Source organism: Pseudomonas sp. M30-35, from assembly GCF_002163625.1.
Classification (GTDB): Bacteria; Pseudomonadota; Gammaproteobacteria; order Pseudomonadales; family Pseudomonadaceae; genus Aquipseudomonas.
The window spans coordinates 75,745-91,867 of record NZ_CP020892.1; the positions used below are offsets into that span (position 1 = coordinate 75,745).

The following is a 16,123-nucleotide window of genomic DNA, read 5'->3' on the forward strand; positions in this document are numbered from 1 at the left end:
TTGACCCAAGCTGAGGGTCAGGCATTGTTGGTTCAGTATCTTTGGGGACAACTAATTATGCCAAGCCTGAATCCAAGTCGTGAGCAACTTGCTGAGTTTGCCGAGCGCATGCCCGACAACACGCCGATCCTGATGCTTAATCTGCTGCGTTTTAACGCACAAGCCAGTTATCCCGAGGGCAGTGAGCACACTCCTTGCACTGGCCAGCAAGCGTATGCGACCTACAGCAAGACGGCCCTGAAGAAAGTGCAGGGCGTAGGTGGCAGTGTTGAGTTGTTGGCCAATGCCCATGTCGCGCTGATTGCGCCGAGTGATGAGCAGTGGGATCAGATGTTGTTAGTGCGCTATCCGTCGAAACAAGCGTTTCTGAGCATGATCAACGACCCACAATATCAAGCCGTTACCGTACACCGCACAGCTGCGCTGTCTGACTCGCGCCTGATTGGCACCACTGCTGTAACTGACTAGTCGCCAGGCTTCAGCCTTCAGCTCAGCGGGCGGGCAAGCTTCACGTTGCCACACCCCGCGCATCTTCAAAGTTTGCTGTTGAGCACCAGCAGCATGGCGGCGGTTTCAGCATCCGCTTGGCCGGCATAATTGCTGGGCCGATACTTCATCTGAAACGCGGCGAGCACCTTGCGGGTTTGTGCGTCGAGTTGGCCGTTCTCGATGATCTCGTAGCCTTGACGCGCCAACTGGTGCTGGAACCAGCCGATGTTCGGCAAGTTGGCCGCCAGTTGCACTTGTTTGCGCGCGACTTCGTTGGCATCCGGCCACGGCACCAAGCCTTCATCGGCGAGGCGCTTCCACGGGAAGTACGGGCCTGGGTCGACCTTGCGCTGCGGCGCCACATCGCTGTGCCCGATAATGCTGCCAAGTGGAAGCTCGTGACGTTTAACTATGTCTTTGAGTAAAGCGATCAGCGCTTGAATCTGGGCCTCTGTATACGGCTGCCAAACCCGGCCAGAAGGCGTGTCGGTGTAGCCCTTGTTGACCAATTCAATGCCGATCGTAGTGCTGTTGAGCCAGGTTCGGCCTTTCCACGAACTGACCCCGGCATGCCAGGCGCGGCGGTTCTCATCAACCAGTTGGTAGATGGTCGCTGGGTTCGAGTCGATCAAGTAATGGCTGCTGACATCCTGGGTGGTAAGCAGCTCCAGGGAGCGCGACAAATTGGTTGAGGTGTAATGCAGCACCACAAATTGCACACGGCTATTTTGCCCGGTTGCGGTATAGCTTTTGTCGATGCTCGGGCCGCCGGCGCAACCGGCAAGCAAGACCAACATCAAGGAGATGCAGAATAATTTCATGATTTGATATGTCATACGTTTTGCAGGTTATTCAGGGTCGGCTCAGCGTCTGGCAGGTCGCCCAGCATGCTTTTTTTGCTGGGGAGTATCAGGCGCATGGCGACAACGAAGAGGATGATGGTGACTGCAATCGCCGTGATCTCACGCGACCGGCTAGCGACAGCATGGCTTGGGTCGACGTTGAGTCATGTAGGTCGCGGTGTTCGCGAACGGGTCAGTCACCAGAAATATCAAAACCGAGATGCTTAAAGATCCATGCATCACTCCATCATCCTTGGGCTAGTTTAGCCATCTTCGGCGCAACAGTCTTTGTCGGCCGGGTTTTAATTCAATCTGGGTGGATCCACCCCGTTGTCACCCTACAACGAGTTTGCCGGTCTTGAGGGCGCGCGATGCTGCCCGGTGGCAAGCGTTAGCGGAGGCGAAGCAACGTTTGTGTTCCTAGCCCTGTTCGACACGGTTGCGCCCCAGGTTCTTGGCGCGATACAGCGCTTGGTCAGCGCGCTCAAAGACTTCGTCGCTAGGCTCATCTTCGGCAAAGGCGCTGATGCCTGCCGATAAGGTGATCGTGACCGGCTCGCCCTTGAAGTGAAACGGACACTTTTCAATGGCGCTGCGCAGGGTTTCTAACAACTGCAGACCGCCTTCCAACGGAGTTGACGGCAGCAACACGACAAACTCCTCACCCCCGAACCGGGCGATGAAATCAGACTTGCGCATGCGTTTTTGCAGCTCTCCGGCAATGATTTTAAGCACCTTATCGCCAGCCAAGTGTCCGTAGTCGTCGTTGATTCGTTTGAAATGGTCAATGTCGATGATCGCCAGCAACAAGTGGCCGTTGTAGCGCTGCCAGCGAGCAAGCTCAATTTCCAGGCGCTCGCCCCACGCTGCGCGATTTGGCAATCCAGTGAGTGGGTCAATCAGGGCTTTTTGCCGCTGTTCTTCCATGTGCTGGCGGAAACCGGTCGCTTCTTGCTCCATGCTTGCAACACGTTCAACGAGTGCCTGCAAGTGCTCAGTAACTTGCCGCTCACGTTCATCGCGCTGGGATTGATACTGCTCCATGGTGCCAAGCAAGCCACTGAGACGGTTCTCAACCAGGCCTTTGAGGTTGCTGAGGTCGGTGGCTTCTTGCACGCTGACATTCAGGCCATCAACCTGCTCGCGTAACTCTGTATCTAATGCGCGCTCGGTATTAACGGCCTCAACGTAGCCCTCATGAGTCTCTTTGAGCGAACCCTGAAAGTGGGCAAGACGCTCGTTGAGTTGCTTTAGATAACCTTCAAACTCACGTTGACCAACATCTGCGATGACGCGCATCAGTACCGCAAGGTCATCGAGTACCGGGACCAATTCATACATGTTCAAGCCTGCGCGGATACGCGTGCTTAATGCCTCGGCTTGCGACTGGTGATGCTCGGGCAGCGGCAGTTCGGCAAGCAGATCGAGCAGGGTTGCTTCAACGTGGTCAGCAATTGCGCTGTACACCGGCTCGGGTTCTTGCTGTTGGGCAGTCGTTTCAATCTGCTGTGCATGGTCCGGTGGCGCGAGCTCGTGCTGCGCCTCTGTGTACACAGGTACTTCGGGCTCAGTATTTGTAGCGGTCTCAGCAATGATCGGCTCTAGGGCTTCTTCATGAAGCTCTATGGCAGGCGTATGGGCGCCGACAGCGGTCTCAAATGGTTCTTCGCTCGCTGCTGGCGCTAGCTCGTTTGCTGCGGGCTGATCTTCATGCTGCTCGCTTTCGAGTTTGCTGTCGCTGTCTGCCGTTTCCAGTGAATATTGGGCCTGTGTCGCAACTGTAAGCGGTTCAGGTATTTGTTCAGGCTCAGGCTCCAACGTGGCAGAAGGTTCTACCAGCGCCACGGCTTCATGCATGTTCTCCGCGGGCGGCAGTGGCTGTGCGGCTGAGGCGTGGCTCGGCGCGGGGGCTGGCAACGCATCATTCGACTCTTGCGGGGCGTTTGCGATTGCCGGTGCAGTCGCTACAGATTGCGGGTTGCCAAACAGGCGTTGCAGTAAACCGGGGCGTTGGCTGTCCTTGTTCTCCAGTGCAGCCAGTGTTTGTTGTTGCAGTCTGCTGAGTTCGGTAAGGAGTCCGGGTAGCTCACTGGAGTGTTCATATGAGCGTTCGAGCTTCTTGGCAAAAGCTTTTAATGGTTTGCTTACTTCGCGTGGCGGCTCAAGGCGAAACAGTTGATCAACCAGTGCGGTCAAAGCGGCGGTAATTCGTTCAGCACGTTTTTTACGCTGCTTTTCGGATTCGAGAACCGTGCGCTCAAGGTGCGGGATTAGGTTGGATAGACCGGCGTCGATATCATTTTTACGCAGTACGGCACGTAAATCCTGCATGCATTGGTCTACCGCTTTATCCGCGCCTTCTGCTGCGAGGCTGCTACGCACCAGGCCACGGCGCAGCAGGTCGAGCCGCATATCCCAGCTGCGCTCTAGCTTTTCTTGTTGCTCGAGACCGGATAGATACTTGTCTTTCCAATGATCAGCATCAGTGCTCATTCAAGGTTTCCGCGCGGATGATGTAATTACCATAGGCGGCTTTGCGGCGTTACGCGTGTTCGGTAAGCTAATCTCAACGGCAACCGGTAAATGATCAGAAATAGGCTGAGCCAGAACCTCAACGCGTTTCAATTCAAGTGTCGGGCTGAGCAAAATATGATCAAGGCAGCGCTGAGGACGCCAGCTCGGGAAGGTTGCATTAACTTGTGGCGCCAATAGGCCCAGGTCGCGCAATGGCGAGTTGAGCAGCAAGTCGCTGGCATGGGTATTCATATCACCCATTAAAATGTGATGGCGATAGCCGCTGAGTAATTCGCGGATATAGGCCAGTTGCCGTGTACGCGTCCGAGCGCCCAATGAGAGGTGCATCATGACGACTGCAATTGCATCATCGCCTTCGCCAATGCGCAGCAGTATTGCTCCGCGACCTGGCGGGCCGGGCAGAGGGTGATCTTCTATCAAGGTCGGGCGAATACGGCTCAACAATCCGTTGCTGTGCTGGGCAAAACGTCCCAGGTTACGGTTAAGTTGTTGATACCAGAAAGGAAATGCGCCGAGTTGGGCAAGGTGCTCAACTTGATTGATATTGCCTGAGCGCAAGCTGCCACCATCGGCTTCTTGCAAGGCCACCACGTCGTAATCGGCCAGTAGCACGCCAATACGTTGCAGATTCAGTGAGCGCCCCGCATGGGGCAAGATGTGCTGCCAACCACGGGTCACATAGTGGCGATAACGCTCGGTACTGATACCTACCTGAATATTAAAACTGAGTAGGCGTAAGCAGTCGTTTTCAGGCCATTCGTTTATCGGTTCACACGCCAAATTAACTTGCGGGTCACACAGGTTGATTTGGCGCGTCTTTTGCCAGCGGCGCAGCATGACTAACGCCTCGGGGCCAGCGCGCTTATTGCGCTGCCCGCTCCTTGGCGATCAGGTGGTCAGCAACTTCAAGCGCTTGCTCTGGGCCACCCGAGCTGCTGATGTCAAAACGGTACTTACCGTTGACGATCAGAGTGGGTACGCCGCTGATCTGGTAGGCCATGGCCAGTTTCTTATCCTTCTCCATCTGGCTCTTCACGCCGAAGGAGTTATAGGTTTTGAGAAACTCTTCACGGTCGATGCCGAGACCAGCCAAGTAGTCAGCCATCTCTTCTGGAGTGGCCAGCTTCTTACCCTGGTTGTGGATTGCATCGAATACTGACGTATGAACCTGATGCTCTACACCCATGCTTTCAAGGGTGATAAACAATTGACCATGAACATTCCAAACACCGCCGAACATAGCAGGAACGCGGACGAAGTTGACGTCATCAGGCAACTGCTCGACCCACGGGTTGATGGTCGATTCAAACTGGTAGCAATGCGGGCAGCCATACCAAAACAGCTCAACTACTTCGATCTTGCCTGGCTTGGAGACCGGTACAGGGTTTGACAACTCAACATACTGTTTGCCGGCTTCGATTGGTTCAGCGTGCGCCGAAAGGCCAAACAGGCTGGCAGTGACCAGGGCGGCGCTAAGAATTAGGTTACGCATGCAAAACTCCTTGAACAAAAAAGCGATGTCTAGCGGTAGATCACAGGTTCGTCAGTTCGACCGGTAGTCTTTTGCGAGGTTCCAGCCATTGTAGCGGCGTAACAAATAGAAAAGGGTGGCCTTTGCCACCCTTTTTTAACACTTCATTTCAGCAGTGTACGCGACTCAGTGCAGGCCTTGCACGTAACTTGAAATGGCAGCGATGTCTTTATTGCTCAACTTGGCAGCGATAGAACGCATGGTCATTGCGTCGCCATCGTTGGTGCGGTTGCCTTCACGGAAGTCAGTCAGCTGTTTGGCAACATAGGTTGCGTGCTGGCCGCTTAGATGTGGGAAGCCAGCAGCAGCGATACCCGCGCCATTGGGTGAGTGGCAACCGATGCAGGCTGGCATGCCTTCTTCCAGTTTGCCGCCGCGGAACAAGGCCTCACCGCGCTTGACCAGTTCAGGGTCAGCAGCGCCGACACTCATTTTCTGGCCGGCGTAAAAGGCAGCGATATCAGCAATGTCCTGCTCTGAAAGGTTATCCAGAATACCGGTCATTTCGACAACGGTACGGTCACCGTTCTTGATATCGTGGATCTGCTTGAGCAAGTAGCGCTCGCCTTGACCCGCCAGTTTAGGAAAGTTTGGGGCTGGGCTATTGCCGTCAGGGCCATGACAGGCGCCACATACAGCGGCTTTGCTCTGACCAGCAGTAGCGTCGCCGGCGGCATGCGCCAAACCAGTGATACCAAGGGTCAACAGCAGACTCACGAGTACTTTGTTCATCAGCTAATCCAATAACGGCTAAGAGAGAAAGAGTAATAGACCGGGTTTATTCAGTCATCAATTTGATGACCGCTTTGTAATCCTCGGCCGTGCAGTCCATGCACAAACCGCGTGGCGGCATGGCATTCAGACCATTGGTAACGCTCGCAACCAGAGCGTCAGTACCTTTGGCCAAACGCGGCTCCCACGCAGCCTTGTCGCCTTTTGTAGGCGCCATAGGCAGTTGACCGTTATGACAAGCAGCACACGCTTTCGCGTAAACAGCTTCAGGGTCTTGGGCAGCCTGGGTGTTTAATGACAGTGTCAATACACCTGCAGCTAGCAATATTTTTTTCACGAGATCAACCTCATCAGGGAGGGAACGTCCTGCATTCTATGCGCAGATAAACTTATTCGTTCCCGTGCACACTTAGCCAAGTAAAGGACAAAGCGCACACAAAATCTGCGGCATTATATACTGACGGGACTGAAACGGAAACGACGCGACTTGCCCGATGCAGCTATCACAGGCAGGATGCGCGCAAATGTCGCAAGGGCCACACCCATTCGTGGCGCAAAATATGCGCCGCACCCGCCCAAGCTCTTACCGGATATACCAGGCAATTAAATGCAATTAAAGAACCCGATCATCGGCTTGTGTCAAAAAGCCACCTTCCAGATCAGCGCCGCAAAGGTTGATCAATGTCCGTCCGATCACGGTCATGAAGTGGCATTTGCTGGGCGTTCCAACGCAGGCAAGTCGAGCGCGTTGAACACCATCACGCACGCGAGTCTAGCGCGAACCTCGAAAACCCCGGGGCGCACGCAGTTGCTGAACTTCTTCCGTCTGGATGACGAGCGGCGCCTGGTCGATTTGCCAGGTTATGGCTACGCCAAGGTGCCTATTCCGCTGAAGCTGCACTGGCAAAAACACTTGGAAGCATATCTGGGCAGTCGTGAAAGTCTGCGTGGGTTGATTTTAATGATGGACATCCGTCATCCGCTCACCGAGTTTGACCAATTACTGCTCGACTGGTCGAAAGCCAGCGGTATGCCGCTGCATATTTTGCTGACCAAAGCTGACAAGTTGACTTTTGGTGCAGCCAAGAACGCGCTGCTGAAGGTTCAGCAAGAAATTCACAAGCGTTGGGGCAAGCAGATCAGCATTCAGCTGTTTTCCGCACCCAAGCGTCTGGGCGTTGAAGATGCGCAAGCGGTGCTGGCCGAATGGTTGATGTTGAATGAGTCTGAGGCAGAAGCGTCGTCGCAGGACGAAATCGAAGACTAAAGCAGCGTGTGAGTGATGGCGGGCTCGCTGGCAGCAGCCCAGTTGTTACACGGCTTTTAGGGTGTGTGGACTTTTCTTTAGGCAAAAAAAACTCCGAGCTTCATATGGGGAGGGAGAAGTTCGGAGTTTAAGGGTCTGAACCGCTAGGGCGGGGTTCAGATGTCTGCCAACACTTAACACAACAAAGGAGCATGAATGGCTTTGTGGGCCATTCATAAACTCTGACTGGTTGCTTGAAAAGAAAGTTCAGTCGTTTTTAAAAAACTTTTAGTCATAAGCCTATATTCTTAATAACTTTGCGGTCTGCATCACGGACGCTATTTCGCGTCCGTGCTTGAGGCCGCGTTATCAGTGGGCTTCGTCCCAGTTGTTACCCACTCCGACCTCGACCAATAGCGGCACATCGAGTTCTGCGGCGCCGCTCATTTGCTGTTTTATTTGCTCGCTAACCTGATCAACCAGATCTTCGCGAACCTCAAGCACCAATTCATCGTGAACTTGCAGGATGACTTTGGCATCCAGCTTTGACTCAGTCAGCCAGTTATCCACCGCAATCATCGCGCGCTTAATGATATCGGCGGCTGTGCCCTGCATCGGGGCGTTAATTGCCGTGCGTTCAGCGCCTTTACGCAGTGCCGGGTTTTTCGCGTTGATCTCAGGTAAATAAAGGCGTCGACCAAAGATGGTCTCAACGAAGCCTTGCTCAGCGGCTTTTTCGCGGGTGCTCTCCATATACGCCAAAACACCCGGGTAGCGGGCGAAATAGCGGTCTATATAGGCTTGCGACTGTTTGCGGTCGACTCCAATCTGCTTGGCCAGGCCGAAAGCGCTCATGCCGTAGATCAGACCGAAGTTGATTGCCTTAGCGCTGCGCCGCTGGTCGAGGGTGACATCATCAAGCTCAACACCGAATACTTCGGCAGCGGTAGCCTTGTGCACGTCCAGGTCGTGGCGGAATGCGTCGAGCAGGCCTGCGTCCTGTGCCAGATGGGCCATGATGCGCAGTTCAATCTGAGAGTAGTCAGCCGCCAGCAGTTTGTAGCCTTTGGGGGCGACAAAGGCTTGGCGAATGCGCCGGCCTTCTGCGGTGCGAATCGGAATGTTCTGCAGGTTCGGATCACTCGACGACAAGCGCCCAGTGGCCGCAACGGCCTGATGATAGCTGGTGTGGATGCGCCCCGTGCGCGGATTGATCTGCTCCGGTAAGCGATCGGTGTAGGTGCTTTTTAGCTTGCTCAGGCTGCGGTATTGCATCAGCACTTTGGGCAGCTCGAAGTCTTGTTCAGCCAACTCGGCAAGTACGGCTTCGGCGGTGGATGGCTGACCTTTGGCGGTCTTGCTGATGATTGGCAGGCCGAGTTTCTCGTAAAGAATCACGCCGAGCTGCTTGGGCGAGGCCAGATTGAACTCTTCGCCAGCGATGTCGAAAGCCTGGCGTTCAAGCGCTACCAGCTTTTCACCCAGCTCACGGCTTTGCTCGCCAAGTAGCTTGGCATCAACCAAGGCGCCCTGACGTTCAATACGTGCCAGCACTGGTACCAGCGGAATTTCAATATCACTGAGCACGCTGAGCAGGCTCGGCGTGGCCGAAAGTTTCTCCCACAGCGCCTGGTGCAAGCGCAGGGTTACATCTGCATCTTCAGCGGCGTAGGGCCCGGCTTGTTCGAGAGAAATCTGGTCGAAGGTCAGCTGCTTGGCGCCTTTGCCAGCAATATCTTCAAAGTGGATGGTGCTGTGGCCGAGGTACTTGAGCGCAAGGCTGTCCATATCGTGACGCGTTGCCGTGGAGTCGTACACGTAGGACTCCAGCATGGTGTCAAACTTGACGCCCTGCACGCTGATTGGCGTCGAGGCATTGGCCAGTATATTAATGTCGTACTTGGCGTTCTGGCCGACTTTGGCTTTATTCGGGTCTTCGAGGACCGGCTTCAATGCCTTGAGCACAGCGTCGCGATCCAGTTGCGTCGGTACACCCATGTACGAGTGCGCCAGCGGCACATACGCCGCTTCACCTGCGCTGACCGCGAATGAAACGCCGACCAATTGCGCCTGTTGGGCGTCAACGCTGGTGGTTTCGGTATCAAAAGCGATGAGCTCAGCTTTATTGAGCTTCTCAAGCCAGGCGTCAAAGTCGGCCTGCTCAAGTACGGTCTGATAACCGCCTGCTGCGGATACTGCATCGCTGGCATCTGCCGGTGCGTCGGCGACATCCGCTGGCAGGGCAAACAGGTCATTGGACGGCGCCGCTGCTACTTTGGCCGCTACCGCTTTGTGCTTGCGTTGCAGTTCATCGCGCCAGGTTTTAAATTCGAGCTCTTCATACAGCTCAAGCAACTGCTCTACGTCAGCGGTGCCCGGGTGGAGTGCCTCGATCTCAACGTTGAGTTCGACGTCGAGCTTGATGGTTGCCAACTGATAAGACAGGTAAGCCATGTCGCGGTGTTCTTCGAGCTTGGCTGGCAAGCCTTTGGCTCCACGAATTGGCAGCTCAGGGACTTTGTCGAGATTGGCGTAGATCACATCAAGGCCGCCACCGATACCTACTAATAAACCCAGCGCGGTTTTTTCCCCGACTCCAGGCACGCCCGGAATGTTATCGACCTTGTCGCCCATGAGCGCGAGGTAGTCGATTATCAACTCAGGACCGACCCCGAATTTCTCTTTAACGCCTTCGATGTCGTAGACGCTTCCGGTCATGGTGTTGACCAAGGTAACGTGCTTGCAGACTAGCTGCGCCATGTCCTTGTCACCGGTGGATATCACCACATCGCGGCCTTCACCCGCAGCTTTACGTGCCAGCGTGCCGATTACGTCGTCGGCCTCAACGCCTTCAACGCAGAGCAATGGCAAGCCCTGTGCGCGCACGCTGGCATGCAGCGGTTCGATCTGCACGCGCAGTTCATCCGGCATGGAAGGGCGGTTAGCTTTGTATTCGGCAAACATTTCATCGCGGAACGTGCCGCCTTTTGCATCGAAAACTACAGCAAAAGGGCTGTCTGGATATTGCTTGCGCAAACTCTTGAGCATGTTCAGCACGCCCTTGACCGCACCCGTGGGCAGACCTTTTGAGGTGGTCAGTGGTGGCAATGCATGGAAGGCGCGGTACAGGTACGAAGAACCGTCGACCAGAACCAGAGGGGTTTGACTCATGAGCAGGTTTAACCTTTTGACGGGGGCAGTCTTAATGATGTTCGAGCGTAAACAGGGTAGCCGAACTGCACGCAGTTTTTCTAAAACCGACGAACAACAATTAACCCTATAGACCGACTAACCACTAGAATGACTGCATTGTTGACTACAAAAGGACAAGGTTACCATGCGCATACTTAACTGCCTGTTACTGGCTGGTTTGCTTGGCTTTGGCGCGACCGTGGCGCATGCCGAAGATCCGGTCAGTGCAGAACCGGACGTAACCATCCGTCAAGAAGGCGATCGCACGGTGCAGGAGTACCGGGTTAACGGCTTTCTTTATGCGATCAAAGTAATTCCAAAGAACGGCAAGCCGTACTTTTTGGTGCGCTCTGATGGTAGCGACGGCAATTTCATCCGTTCCGACGACCCTGACATGCTGATTCCTGCATGGGAAATCTTCAGCTGGTAGTCGAGCAGCACCGTTAACGTTTAAGGCGCAAAGGCAGTTTTGACATGTCCGTGTTTACCCCTCTGGAACGTCCAGAGTTAGAAGTATTTCTCGCCCCTTACGGTTTAGGTCGCCTGCGCGACTTCCAAGGTATTGCTGCGGGCAGTGAGAACACCAACTTTTTTATCAGTCTGGAGCAGGGCGAATACGTCCTGACGCTGATTGAGCGCGGCCCAAGTGCAGATCTGCCGTTCTTTATCGAGCTGCTTGATGTGCTGCATGAGGCGGGCCTGCCTGTGCCTTATGCGTTGCGCACAACCGGCGATGAAGCGCTGCGCAGTTTGGCTGATAAGCCCGCACTGCTGCAGCCGCGCTTGAGTGGCAAACATATAAGCGAGGCGAATGCTCATCACTGTCAGGAAGTCGGCGAGTTGTTGGCGCGTATTCACTTAGCCACACGTGCACAGCCAATTCTTCGCAAAAGTGATCGTGGTCTCGACTGGATGCTGCATCAAGGGCCAAAGCTGGCCGAGCAATTGCCAGCAGAGTCAGCTGAGTTGCTTAATGCGGTGCTGGCTGAAATTAACCAGCACAAGGCGCACATTCAGGCGTTGCCACAGGCGAACCTGCATGCTGACTTGTTCCGTGACAATGTGTTGTTTGATGGCCCGCACTTGGCTGGGGTGATCGACTTTTACAATGCTTGCTCAGGACCGATGCTGTATGACCTGGCGATCACTCTCAATGATTGGTGCTCAGGGCCAGACGGCCAGCTTGACTTGCATCGGGCGCGAGCCCTGCTTGGCGCATACGCCACGTTGCGTCCGTTCACCGCCGGTGAGGCTGAGCTTTGGCCAGCCATGCTGCGGGTGGCTTGTGTGCGATTCTGGCTGTCGCGGTTAATCGCCGCAGAGTCATTCGCCGGTCAAGAAGTGCTGATTCACGACCCGGATGAGTTTCGTCAGCGTCTGAGCCATCGCCAGCACGTCGATTTGCACCTGCCGTTTGCCCTGTAAGTAAGCGATGCCTGCGCTAAAACGCAGGCAAACGGTTGTCTTCGTGCAGTGTCTTGGGCTATTTCGCTGCCGGCAAATTGCTCAGGCATTGAGTCAGGTCGTTGGCCAGGTTATCCATCAACGTTTCGTAGCCTGTTGCGCTGGCGCTCAACTCAGCGCCCATTGGGTCGAGTACGGCTAGATTCACAGGCAAGTCTGCGGTCAAGGTTTTGGCCAGGCGCGGCACAAATGGTGGCTCGCTGAATACGCAAGCTGGCCCCGCCTCTTGTAAGCGCTCGCGCATCGCGTCGACATGCCTGGCGCCTGGCTGCACCTCACCCAAAACGCTAAATACGCCAGCATGTTCGAGGCCATAGGCGTTTTCGAAGTAGTTATAGGCCTCGTGGAAAACAAAGTAGGGTTTGCCTTCGGCTGCGATCAGGCGGTTTTTTAGACGGGCATCGAGTGTTTTCAGACGCTCGCTGAATGCGGCTAAGTTGGCTTGATAACGCTCGGCGTTTGCAGGGTCGGCGGCACTCAAATCAGCGGCCATACGTGCTGCAATGACCTGAGCATTGACTGGGTTCAACCACAAATGCACATCAAGGCTGCCCGGCTGATGGTCATGATCGTGCTCATCGGAGCTATGATCGTGCGCCTCATGCGCCTCATGCGCCTCATGCATATCGGGCTCGTCGAAATGCTGCAGTTTTAGTCCCGCGAGCGTTTGTACGGCAACACTGGGTCGTTCACGTTGGGCCATTACCCGTGGCAGAAAGCTCTCCAGTTCAGGGCCAATCCAGTACATAAGTTGGGCATCACGCACGCGGCGAATGTCCGAAGGGCGCAGCGCGTAATGATGCGGTGAGGCGCCAGGCGGAAGCAGTACATCTGGTTTGCCTACGCCATCTTGCACGGCTGCCGCAATCAGTTGCAGGGGTTTGATACTGGTCAGCACCTGCACCTCTGCTTGGGCTGCGGCGCTGCATAAGAAGGTGGTCAGAAATAAACAGATGGCAGAATTGACACGCAACACGATAAATACTCGATAAGAACCAAAGAGGTTATATAATAACGTCTCTCAACCAAAACGTCGCCGCTCATGACTCAAACGCCACTAGCATCTCGTCCCCACGACCATTCGCACTGCGTGAGCCATGCTTTGGCTGAAGCAGAGCATATCTGCTTGCGCCAAGGCACGCGTCTGACTGCGTTGCGTAAACGCGTGCTGGAACTGGTCTGGCAAAGTCATAAACCGCTCGGTGCCTACGATATTCTCGGCGTATTGAGCGACGAGGACGGTCGCCGCGCTGCGCCGCCTACGGTCTACCGTGCGCTGGATTTTCTGTTGGAAAACGGCTTGGTGCACCGAATCGCCTCGCTTAACGCATTTGTTGGCTGTAATCAGCCAGAGCATGCGCATCAGGGCCAGTTTCTGATCTGTCGCGATTGCCACGTGGCGGTTGAGGTTGAGCACGAGAAGATCAGCCAAGCGATTCTCCATAGCGCCAAAAGCATTGGCTTTACGGTCGAAAGCCAAACAGTCGAGGTGGTTGGTTTGTGCGCGGCCTGCCGGGAGCCCAAATGAGTGGCGCGCTGATTCGGCTTGAAGATGTCGGCGTTCACTTTTCTGGTCAAGCGGTGCTTGAAAACGTGCAGCTCAGCGTCAGCCCAGGTGAAATTGTTACGCTGATTGGACCTAACGGCGCGGGTAAAACAACGCTGGTGCGCGCTGTGCTCGGGCTGCTGAAAATCGATACCGGCAGCGTTTGGCGTAAGCCTAAGTTGCGCGTTGGCTACATGCCACAGAAGCTGCATGTGGACGCCACTTTGCCGCTCACCGTGTTGCGGTTTTTGCGTTTGGTGCCGGGTGTGGATCGGCGCAAGGCGCTGGCAGCATTGGCTGAAGTGGGTGCCGAGCACGTTATCGACAGCCCATTGCAAACCGTCTCCGGCGGAGAGATGCAGCGGGTTTTGCTGGCGCGGGCGTTGCTGCGTGAGCCTGAGTTGCTGGTACTTGACGAGCCCGTCCAGGGTGTTGACGTGGCTGGGCAAGCTGAGCTGTACCGGTTGATCACTCGCCTGCGTGACCGTCATGGTTGCGGCGTGTTGATGGTTTCCCATGACCTGCACCTAGTGATGAGCACCACCGACAACGTGGTCTGTCTGAATCGCCATGTCTGCTGTTCAGGGCACCCGGAACAAGTCAGCGGCGACCCCGCATTTGTCGAGCTGTTCGGTCAGGATGCCAAGAGCCTCGCGGTTTATCACCACCATCACGACCATGCGCATGACCTGCATGGTGGCGTTGTCATTGACACCCCTCATGTACATGGCCCCGATTGCGGGCACGCGCCGGGGAGCGCGGAAAAATAATGGCTGATTTTTTAATTAACGCGCTGGTTGCTGGGTTGGCATTGGCGCTGGTTGCCGGCCCGCTCGGTTCGTTCGTGGTATGGCGGCGCATGGCCTATTTCGGCGATACGCTGTCACATGCGGCGTTGCTCGGCGTTGCGCTCGGCTTGATGCTCGATGTGAGCCCAATGTTCGCGGTTACCGTCGGCTGCGTGCTGATTGCGGCGCTCTTGGTGACCCTGCAAACCCGTCAACCATTGGCCTCTGACACCCTGCTCGGGATTCTGGCGCACAGCACCTTGTCCCTCGGTTTGGTGGTGCTGAGCTTTATGCATGACGTGCGCATTGATTTGATGGGCTATTTGTTTGGTGATTTGCTGGCTGTCGGCCCGACTGATTTAGCCTGGATTCTCGGCGGCAGCGCGCTGGTGCTGGTGCTGTTGGCGATACTTTGGCGGCCATTACTGGCAATTACCGTGCATGAGGAGTTGGCCAAGGTCGAAGGGCTGCCGGTGGCGGCGATTCGTCTGAGCCTGATGCTTCTGATTGCGGTAGTGATTGCGGTGGCGATGAAAATCGTCGGTGTACTGCTGATTACCTCGCTGCTGATCATTCCGGCCGCCGCCGCCCAGCGTCACGCCCGAACGCCGGAGCAAATGGCTTTCGGCGCGAGTCTGCTGGGTATTGTTGCGGTGTGCGGTGGGCTGAGTCTTTCCTGGTTCCAGGACACGCCTGCCGGGCCTTCGATTGTAGTCTCTGCCGCCAGCCTGTTTTTGCTCAGCTTTGTGTTGCCCAAACGCCATGCTTGACACTTGAGTGGTAGATTCGTGGTCTACCGCCTTGCTGGTGTAAACTTGCGTGTTTTTTGTTCAATTCGAGACTAACAGCATGATGTCTTTAGCGTTGCGTCGCCTGTTTATCGTTGCGACTTTGCTGGTTTTGGCGGCCTGCCAACATGCGCCTCAAGAGGCTGCTAGTGTGCCGACTGACGCGCAGGTCAGCGGTTTCAATCAGCTCGACCAAACCCTTGCCGCCGGTGATCTGGCCGCTGCTGAGCAGCAACTCGATGCCTTGAAGGCCAGTGCCGCAGGCGACACGCGTCTTGACTCCTACCAGCGACAACTGGCCGAGGCGTATCTGCATCAAGGCCAGCAAGCCCTGCAAAGTGGCGATCTACATACCGCAACCACCGCCCTTGGCCGTGCGCGTAGCATGATGCCGCAAGCCCCCGCGCTGACCACTGGCCTGGATGGTGCTATCGCCAAAGCCCGGGAGACCGAGCTTAGCGCCGCGCAAGAACAGCGCGCAGCAGGCGCCAAGGCTGAAGCTGCCCGTCTTGAGCAAGCGCAACTCCTGCGTCAAGCAGCCGAAACCCAAGCGGCGGTGTTGGGTGTTGCGCGTTTGGCCGAACCGCCAGTGGGCAATAGAACTCCGGGCAAACCCAAGGCGCAATTGATCAATCCATCCGAGGCCAACAGCCAAGTATTGATGCCGATGCTGGATAACCACGACAACGACAGCTTGCGCCGCCTGCTCGACAAAGCGGCTTCTGATGTCGTGCTCTTCAACTGCGCCGCACATCTTCAGGTTCGCGAGAGTAAAGATTATCCCTGGGTTGCAGCATTGCTCAACGCACGGATCAAGCGGATTGACCCCAATTACAACGCGAGCCTGAGCTATACCATCAAAGCAGATTCGGTACCGCGTCTGGTGCTAAGCCCACGGCCGAAGTTTTAAGCGGTCCAACAGCTAGCAAGCAGTGCCCGCAAGCCGCATAGCCACACCGCTCTGGTGTGG

The 16,123-nt window shown here is 55.6% G+C and carries 16 protein-coding genes and 1 pseudogene; 8 read left to right on the forward strand and 9 right to left on the reverse strand.

Annotation, left to right across the window (positions count from 1 at the left end; translation table 11 throughout):
* Positions 1-57: 57 nt before the first annotated feature.
* Complete coding sequence (locus B9K09_RS00320) at positions 58-468, forward strand: DUF1330 domain-containing protein (RefSeq protein ID WP_087514908.1); 411 nt, start codon at positions 58-60, stop codon at positions 466-468.
* Between the two features lie 65 nt (positions 469-533).
* Here the strand turns inward: B9K09_RS00320 and B9K09_RS00325 are convergent, their stop codons facing one another.
* The 7 genes and pseudogenes from B9K09_RS00325 to B9K09_RS00350 all read right to left on the reverse strand — a co-directional run bounded on the left by B9K09_RS00325 (position 534) and on the right by B9K09_RS00350 (position 6,466).
* On the reverse strand, positions 534-1,310 hold the full coding sequence (locus B9K09_RS00325; protein WP_087518914.1) for an N-acetylmuramoyl-L-alanine amidase: 777 nt from the start codon (positions 1,308-1,310) through the stop codon (positions 534-536).
* Positions 1,311-1,342: 32 nt separating this feature from the next.
* A pseudogene (locus B9K09_RS22900) lies at positions 1,343-1,459 on the reverse strand (hypothetical protein); the annotation flags it as partial.
* A gap of 292 nt (positions 1,460-1,751) precedes the next feature.
* Positions 1,752-3,824 (reverse strand): GGDEF domain-containing protein, encoded by a 2,073-nt coding sequence (locus B9K09_RS00330; protein WP_087514910.1) that lies wholly within the window; start codon positions 3,822-3,824, stop codon positions 1,752-1,754.
* On the reverse strand, positions 3,825-4,703 hold the full coding sequence (locus B9K09_RS00335; protein ID WP_087514912.1) for an endonuclease/exonuclease/phosphatase family protein: 879 nt from the start codon (positions 4,701-4,703) through the stop codon (positions 3,825-3,827).
* Between the two features lie 25 nt (positions 4,704-4,728).
* Entirely contained in the window at positions 4,729-5,358 is a 630-nt protein-coding gene (locus tag B9K09_RS00340; RefSeq protein ID WP_087514913.1) for a thiol:disulfide interchange protein DsbA/DsbL, read from the reverse strand.
* 165 nt (positions 5,359-5,523) lie between these two features.
* Positions 5,524-6,129, reverse strand: coding sequence for a cytochrome c (locus B9K09_RS00345; RefSeq protein ID WP_087514915.1), 606 nt, complete (start codon positions 6,127-6,129; stop codon positions 5,524-5,526).
* A 46-nt stretch (positions 6,130-6,175) separates the two neighbouring features.
* On the reverse strand, positions 6,176-6,466 hold the full coding sequence (locus B9K09_RS00350; protein WP_087514916.1) for a cytochrome c5 family protein: 291 nt from the start codon (positions 6,464-6,466) through the stop codon (positions 6,176-6,178).
* Between the two features lie 270 nt (positions 6,467-6,736).
* Here B9K09_RS00350 and yihA point away from each other — a divergent pair, with 270 nt between their 5' ends.
* Positions 6,737-7,396 (forward strand): ribosome biogenesis GTP-binding protein YihA/YsxC, encoded by a 660-nt coding sequence (gene yihA, locus B9K09_RS00355; RefSeq protein ID WP_087514918.1) that lies wholly within the window; start codon positions 6,737-6,739, stop codon positions 7,394-7,396.
* Positions 7,397-7,744: 348 nt separating this feature from the next.
* Here the strand turns inward: yihA and polA are convergent, their stop codons facing one another.
* On the reverse strand, positions 7,745-10,546 hold the full coding sequence (gene polA, locus B9K09_RS00360; protein WP_087514919.1) for a DNA polymerase I: 2,802 nt from the start codon (positions 10,544-10,546) through the stop codon (positions 7,745-7,747).
* A gap of 166 nt (positions 10,547-10,712) precedes the next feature.
* On the opposite strand from polA, the gene B9K09_RS00365 reads away from it, so the two are divergent.
* Complete coding sequence (locus tag B9K09_RS00365) at positions 10,713-10,997, forward strand: DUF2782 domain-containing protein (RefSeq protein ID WP_087514921.1); 285 nt, start codon at positions 10,713-10,715, stop codon at positions 10,995-10,997.
* 44 nt (positions 10,998-11,041) lie between these two features.
* Positions 11,042-11,992: a homoserine kinase gene (locus tag B9K09_RS00370; protein ID WP_087514922.1), complete on the forward strand. Its 951-nt coding sequence runs from the start codon at positions 11,042-11,044 to the stop codon at positions 11,990-11,992.
* A 58-nt stretch (positions 11,993-12,050) separates the two neighbouring features.
* Here B9K09_RS00370 and znuA read toward each other — a convergent pair whose 3' ends face one another.
* Positions 12,051-13,007, reverse strand: coding sequence for a zinc ABC transporter substrate-binding protein ZnuA (gene znuA, locus B9K09_RS00375; RefSeq protein ID WP_087514923.1), 957 nt, complete (start codon positions 13,005-13,007; stop codon positions 12,051-12,053).
* A gap of 66 nt (positions 13,008-13,073) precedes the next feature.
* Here znuA and B9K09_RS00380 point away from each other — a divergent pair, with 66 nt between their 5' ends.
* The 4 genes from B9K09_RS00380 (at position 13,074) to B9K09_RS00395 (ending at position 16,063) form a co-directional block, all read left to right on the forward strand.
* Positions 13,074-13,559, forward strand: a complete 486-nt coding sequence (locus B9K09_RS00380) for a Fur family transcriptional regulator (protein ID WP_087514925.1) — start codon at positions 13,074-13,076, stop codon at positions 13,557-13,559.
* Complete coding sequence (gene znuC, locus B9K09_RS00385) at positions 13,556-14,347, forward strand: zinc ABC transporter ATP-binding protein ZnuC (RefSeq protein ID WP_087514926.1); 792 nt, start codon at positions 13,556-13,558, stop codon at positions 14,345-14,347. Before B9K09_RS00380 ends, znuC begins: the two co-directional genes overlap by 4 nt.
* A complete protein-coding gene (gene znuB, locus B9K09_RS00390) occupies positions 14,347-15,135 on the forward strand; it encodes a zinc ABC transporter permease subunit ZnuB (protein ID WP_087514928.1) in 789 nt (262 codons plus the stop codon). The genes znuC and znuB overlap by 1 nt, the downstream gene beginning before the upstream one ends.
* Before the next feature lie 79 nt (positions 15,136-15,214).
* The gene (locus tag B9K09_RS00395; RefSeq protein WP_087514930.1) at positions 15,215-16,063 is read left to right on the forward strand and encodes a hypothetical protein; all 849 of its coding nucleotides are present in this window, start codon (positions 15,215-15,217) and stop codon (positions 16,061-16,063) included.
* Positions 16,064-16,123 lie beyond the last annotated feature (60 nt).

What these genes read in the sequence shown, in the direction of transcription:
- B9K09_RS00320 (WP_087514908.1), top strand. Translation starts at nt 58, where the DNA reads ATGCCAAGCCTGAATCCAAGTCGTGAGCAACTTGCTGAGTTTGCCGAG.
- B9K09_RS00325 (WP_087518914.1), bottom strand. Translation starts at nt 1,310, where the DNA reads ATGAAATTATTCTGCATCTCCTTGATGTTGGTCTTGCTTGCCGGTTGC.
- B9K09_RS00330 (WP_087514910.1), bottom strand. Translation starts at nt 3,824, where the DNA reads ATGAGCACTGATGCTGATCATTGGAAAGACAAGTATCTATCCGGTCTC.
- B9K09_RS00335 (WP_087514912.1), bottom strand. Translation starts at nt 4,703, where the DNA reads ATGCTGCGCCGCTGGCAAAAGACGCGCCAAATCAACCTGTGTGACCCG.
- B9K09_RS00340 (WP_087514913.1), bottom strand. Translation starts at nt 5,358, where the DNA reads ATGCGTAACCTAATTCTTAGCGCCGCCCTGGTCACTGCCAGCCTGTTT.
- B9K09_RS00345 (WP_087514915.1), bottom strand. Translation starts at nt 6,129, where the DNA reads ATGAACAAAGTACTCGTGAGTCTGCTGTTGACCCTTGGTATCACTGGT.
- yihA (WP_087514918.1), top strand. Translation starts at nt 6,737, where the DNA reads ATGCAATTAAAGAACCCGATCATCGGCTTGTGTCAAAAAGCCACCTTC.
- polA (WP_087514919.1), bottom strand. Translation starts at nt 10,546, where the DNA reads ATGAGTCAAACCCCTCTGGTTCTGGTCGACGGTTCTTCGTACCTGTAC.
- B9K09_RS00365 (WP_087514921.1), top strand. Translation starts at nt 10,713, where the DNA reads ATGCGCATACTTAACTGCCTGTTACTGGCTGGTTTGCTTGGCTTTGGC.
- B9K09_RS00370 (WP_087514922.1), top strand. Translation starts at nt 11,042, where the DNA reads ATGTCCGTGTTTACCCCTCTGGAACGTCCAGAGTTAGAAGTATTTCTC.
- B9K09_RS00380 (WP_087514925.1), top strand. Translation starts at nt 13,074, where the DNA reads ATGACTCAAACGCCACTAGCATCTCGTCCCCACGACCATTCGCACTGC.
- znuC (WP_087514926.1), top strand. Translation starts at nt 13,556, where the DNA reads ATGAGTGGCGCGCTGATTCGGCTTGAAGATGTCGGCGTTCACTTTTCT.
- znuB (WP_087514928.1), top strand. Translation starts at nt 14,347, where the DNA reads ATGGCTGATTTTTTAATTAACGCGCTGGTTGCTGGGTTGGCATTGGCG.
- B9K09_RS00395 (WP_087514930.1), top strand. Translation starts at nt 15,215, where the DNA reads ATGATGTCTTTAGCGTTGCGTCGCCTGTTTATCGTTGCGACTTTGCTG.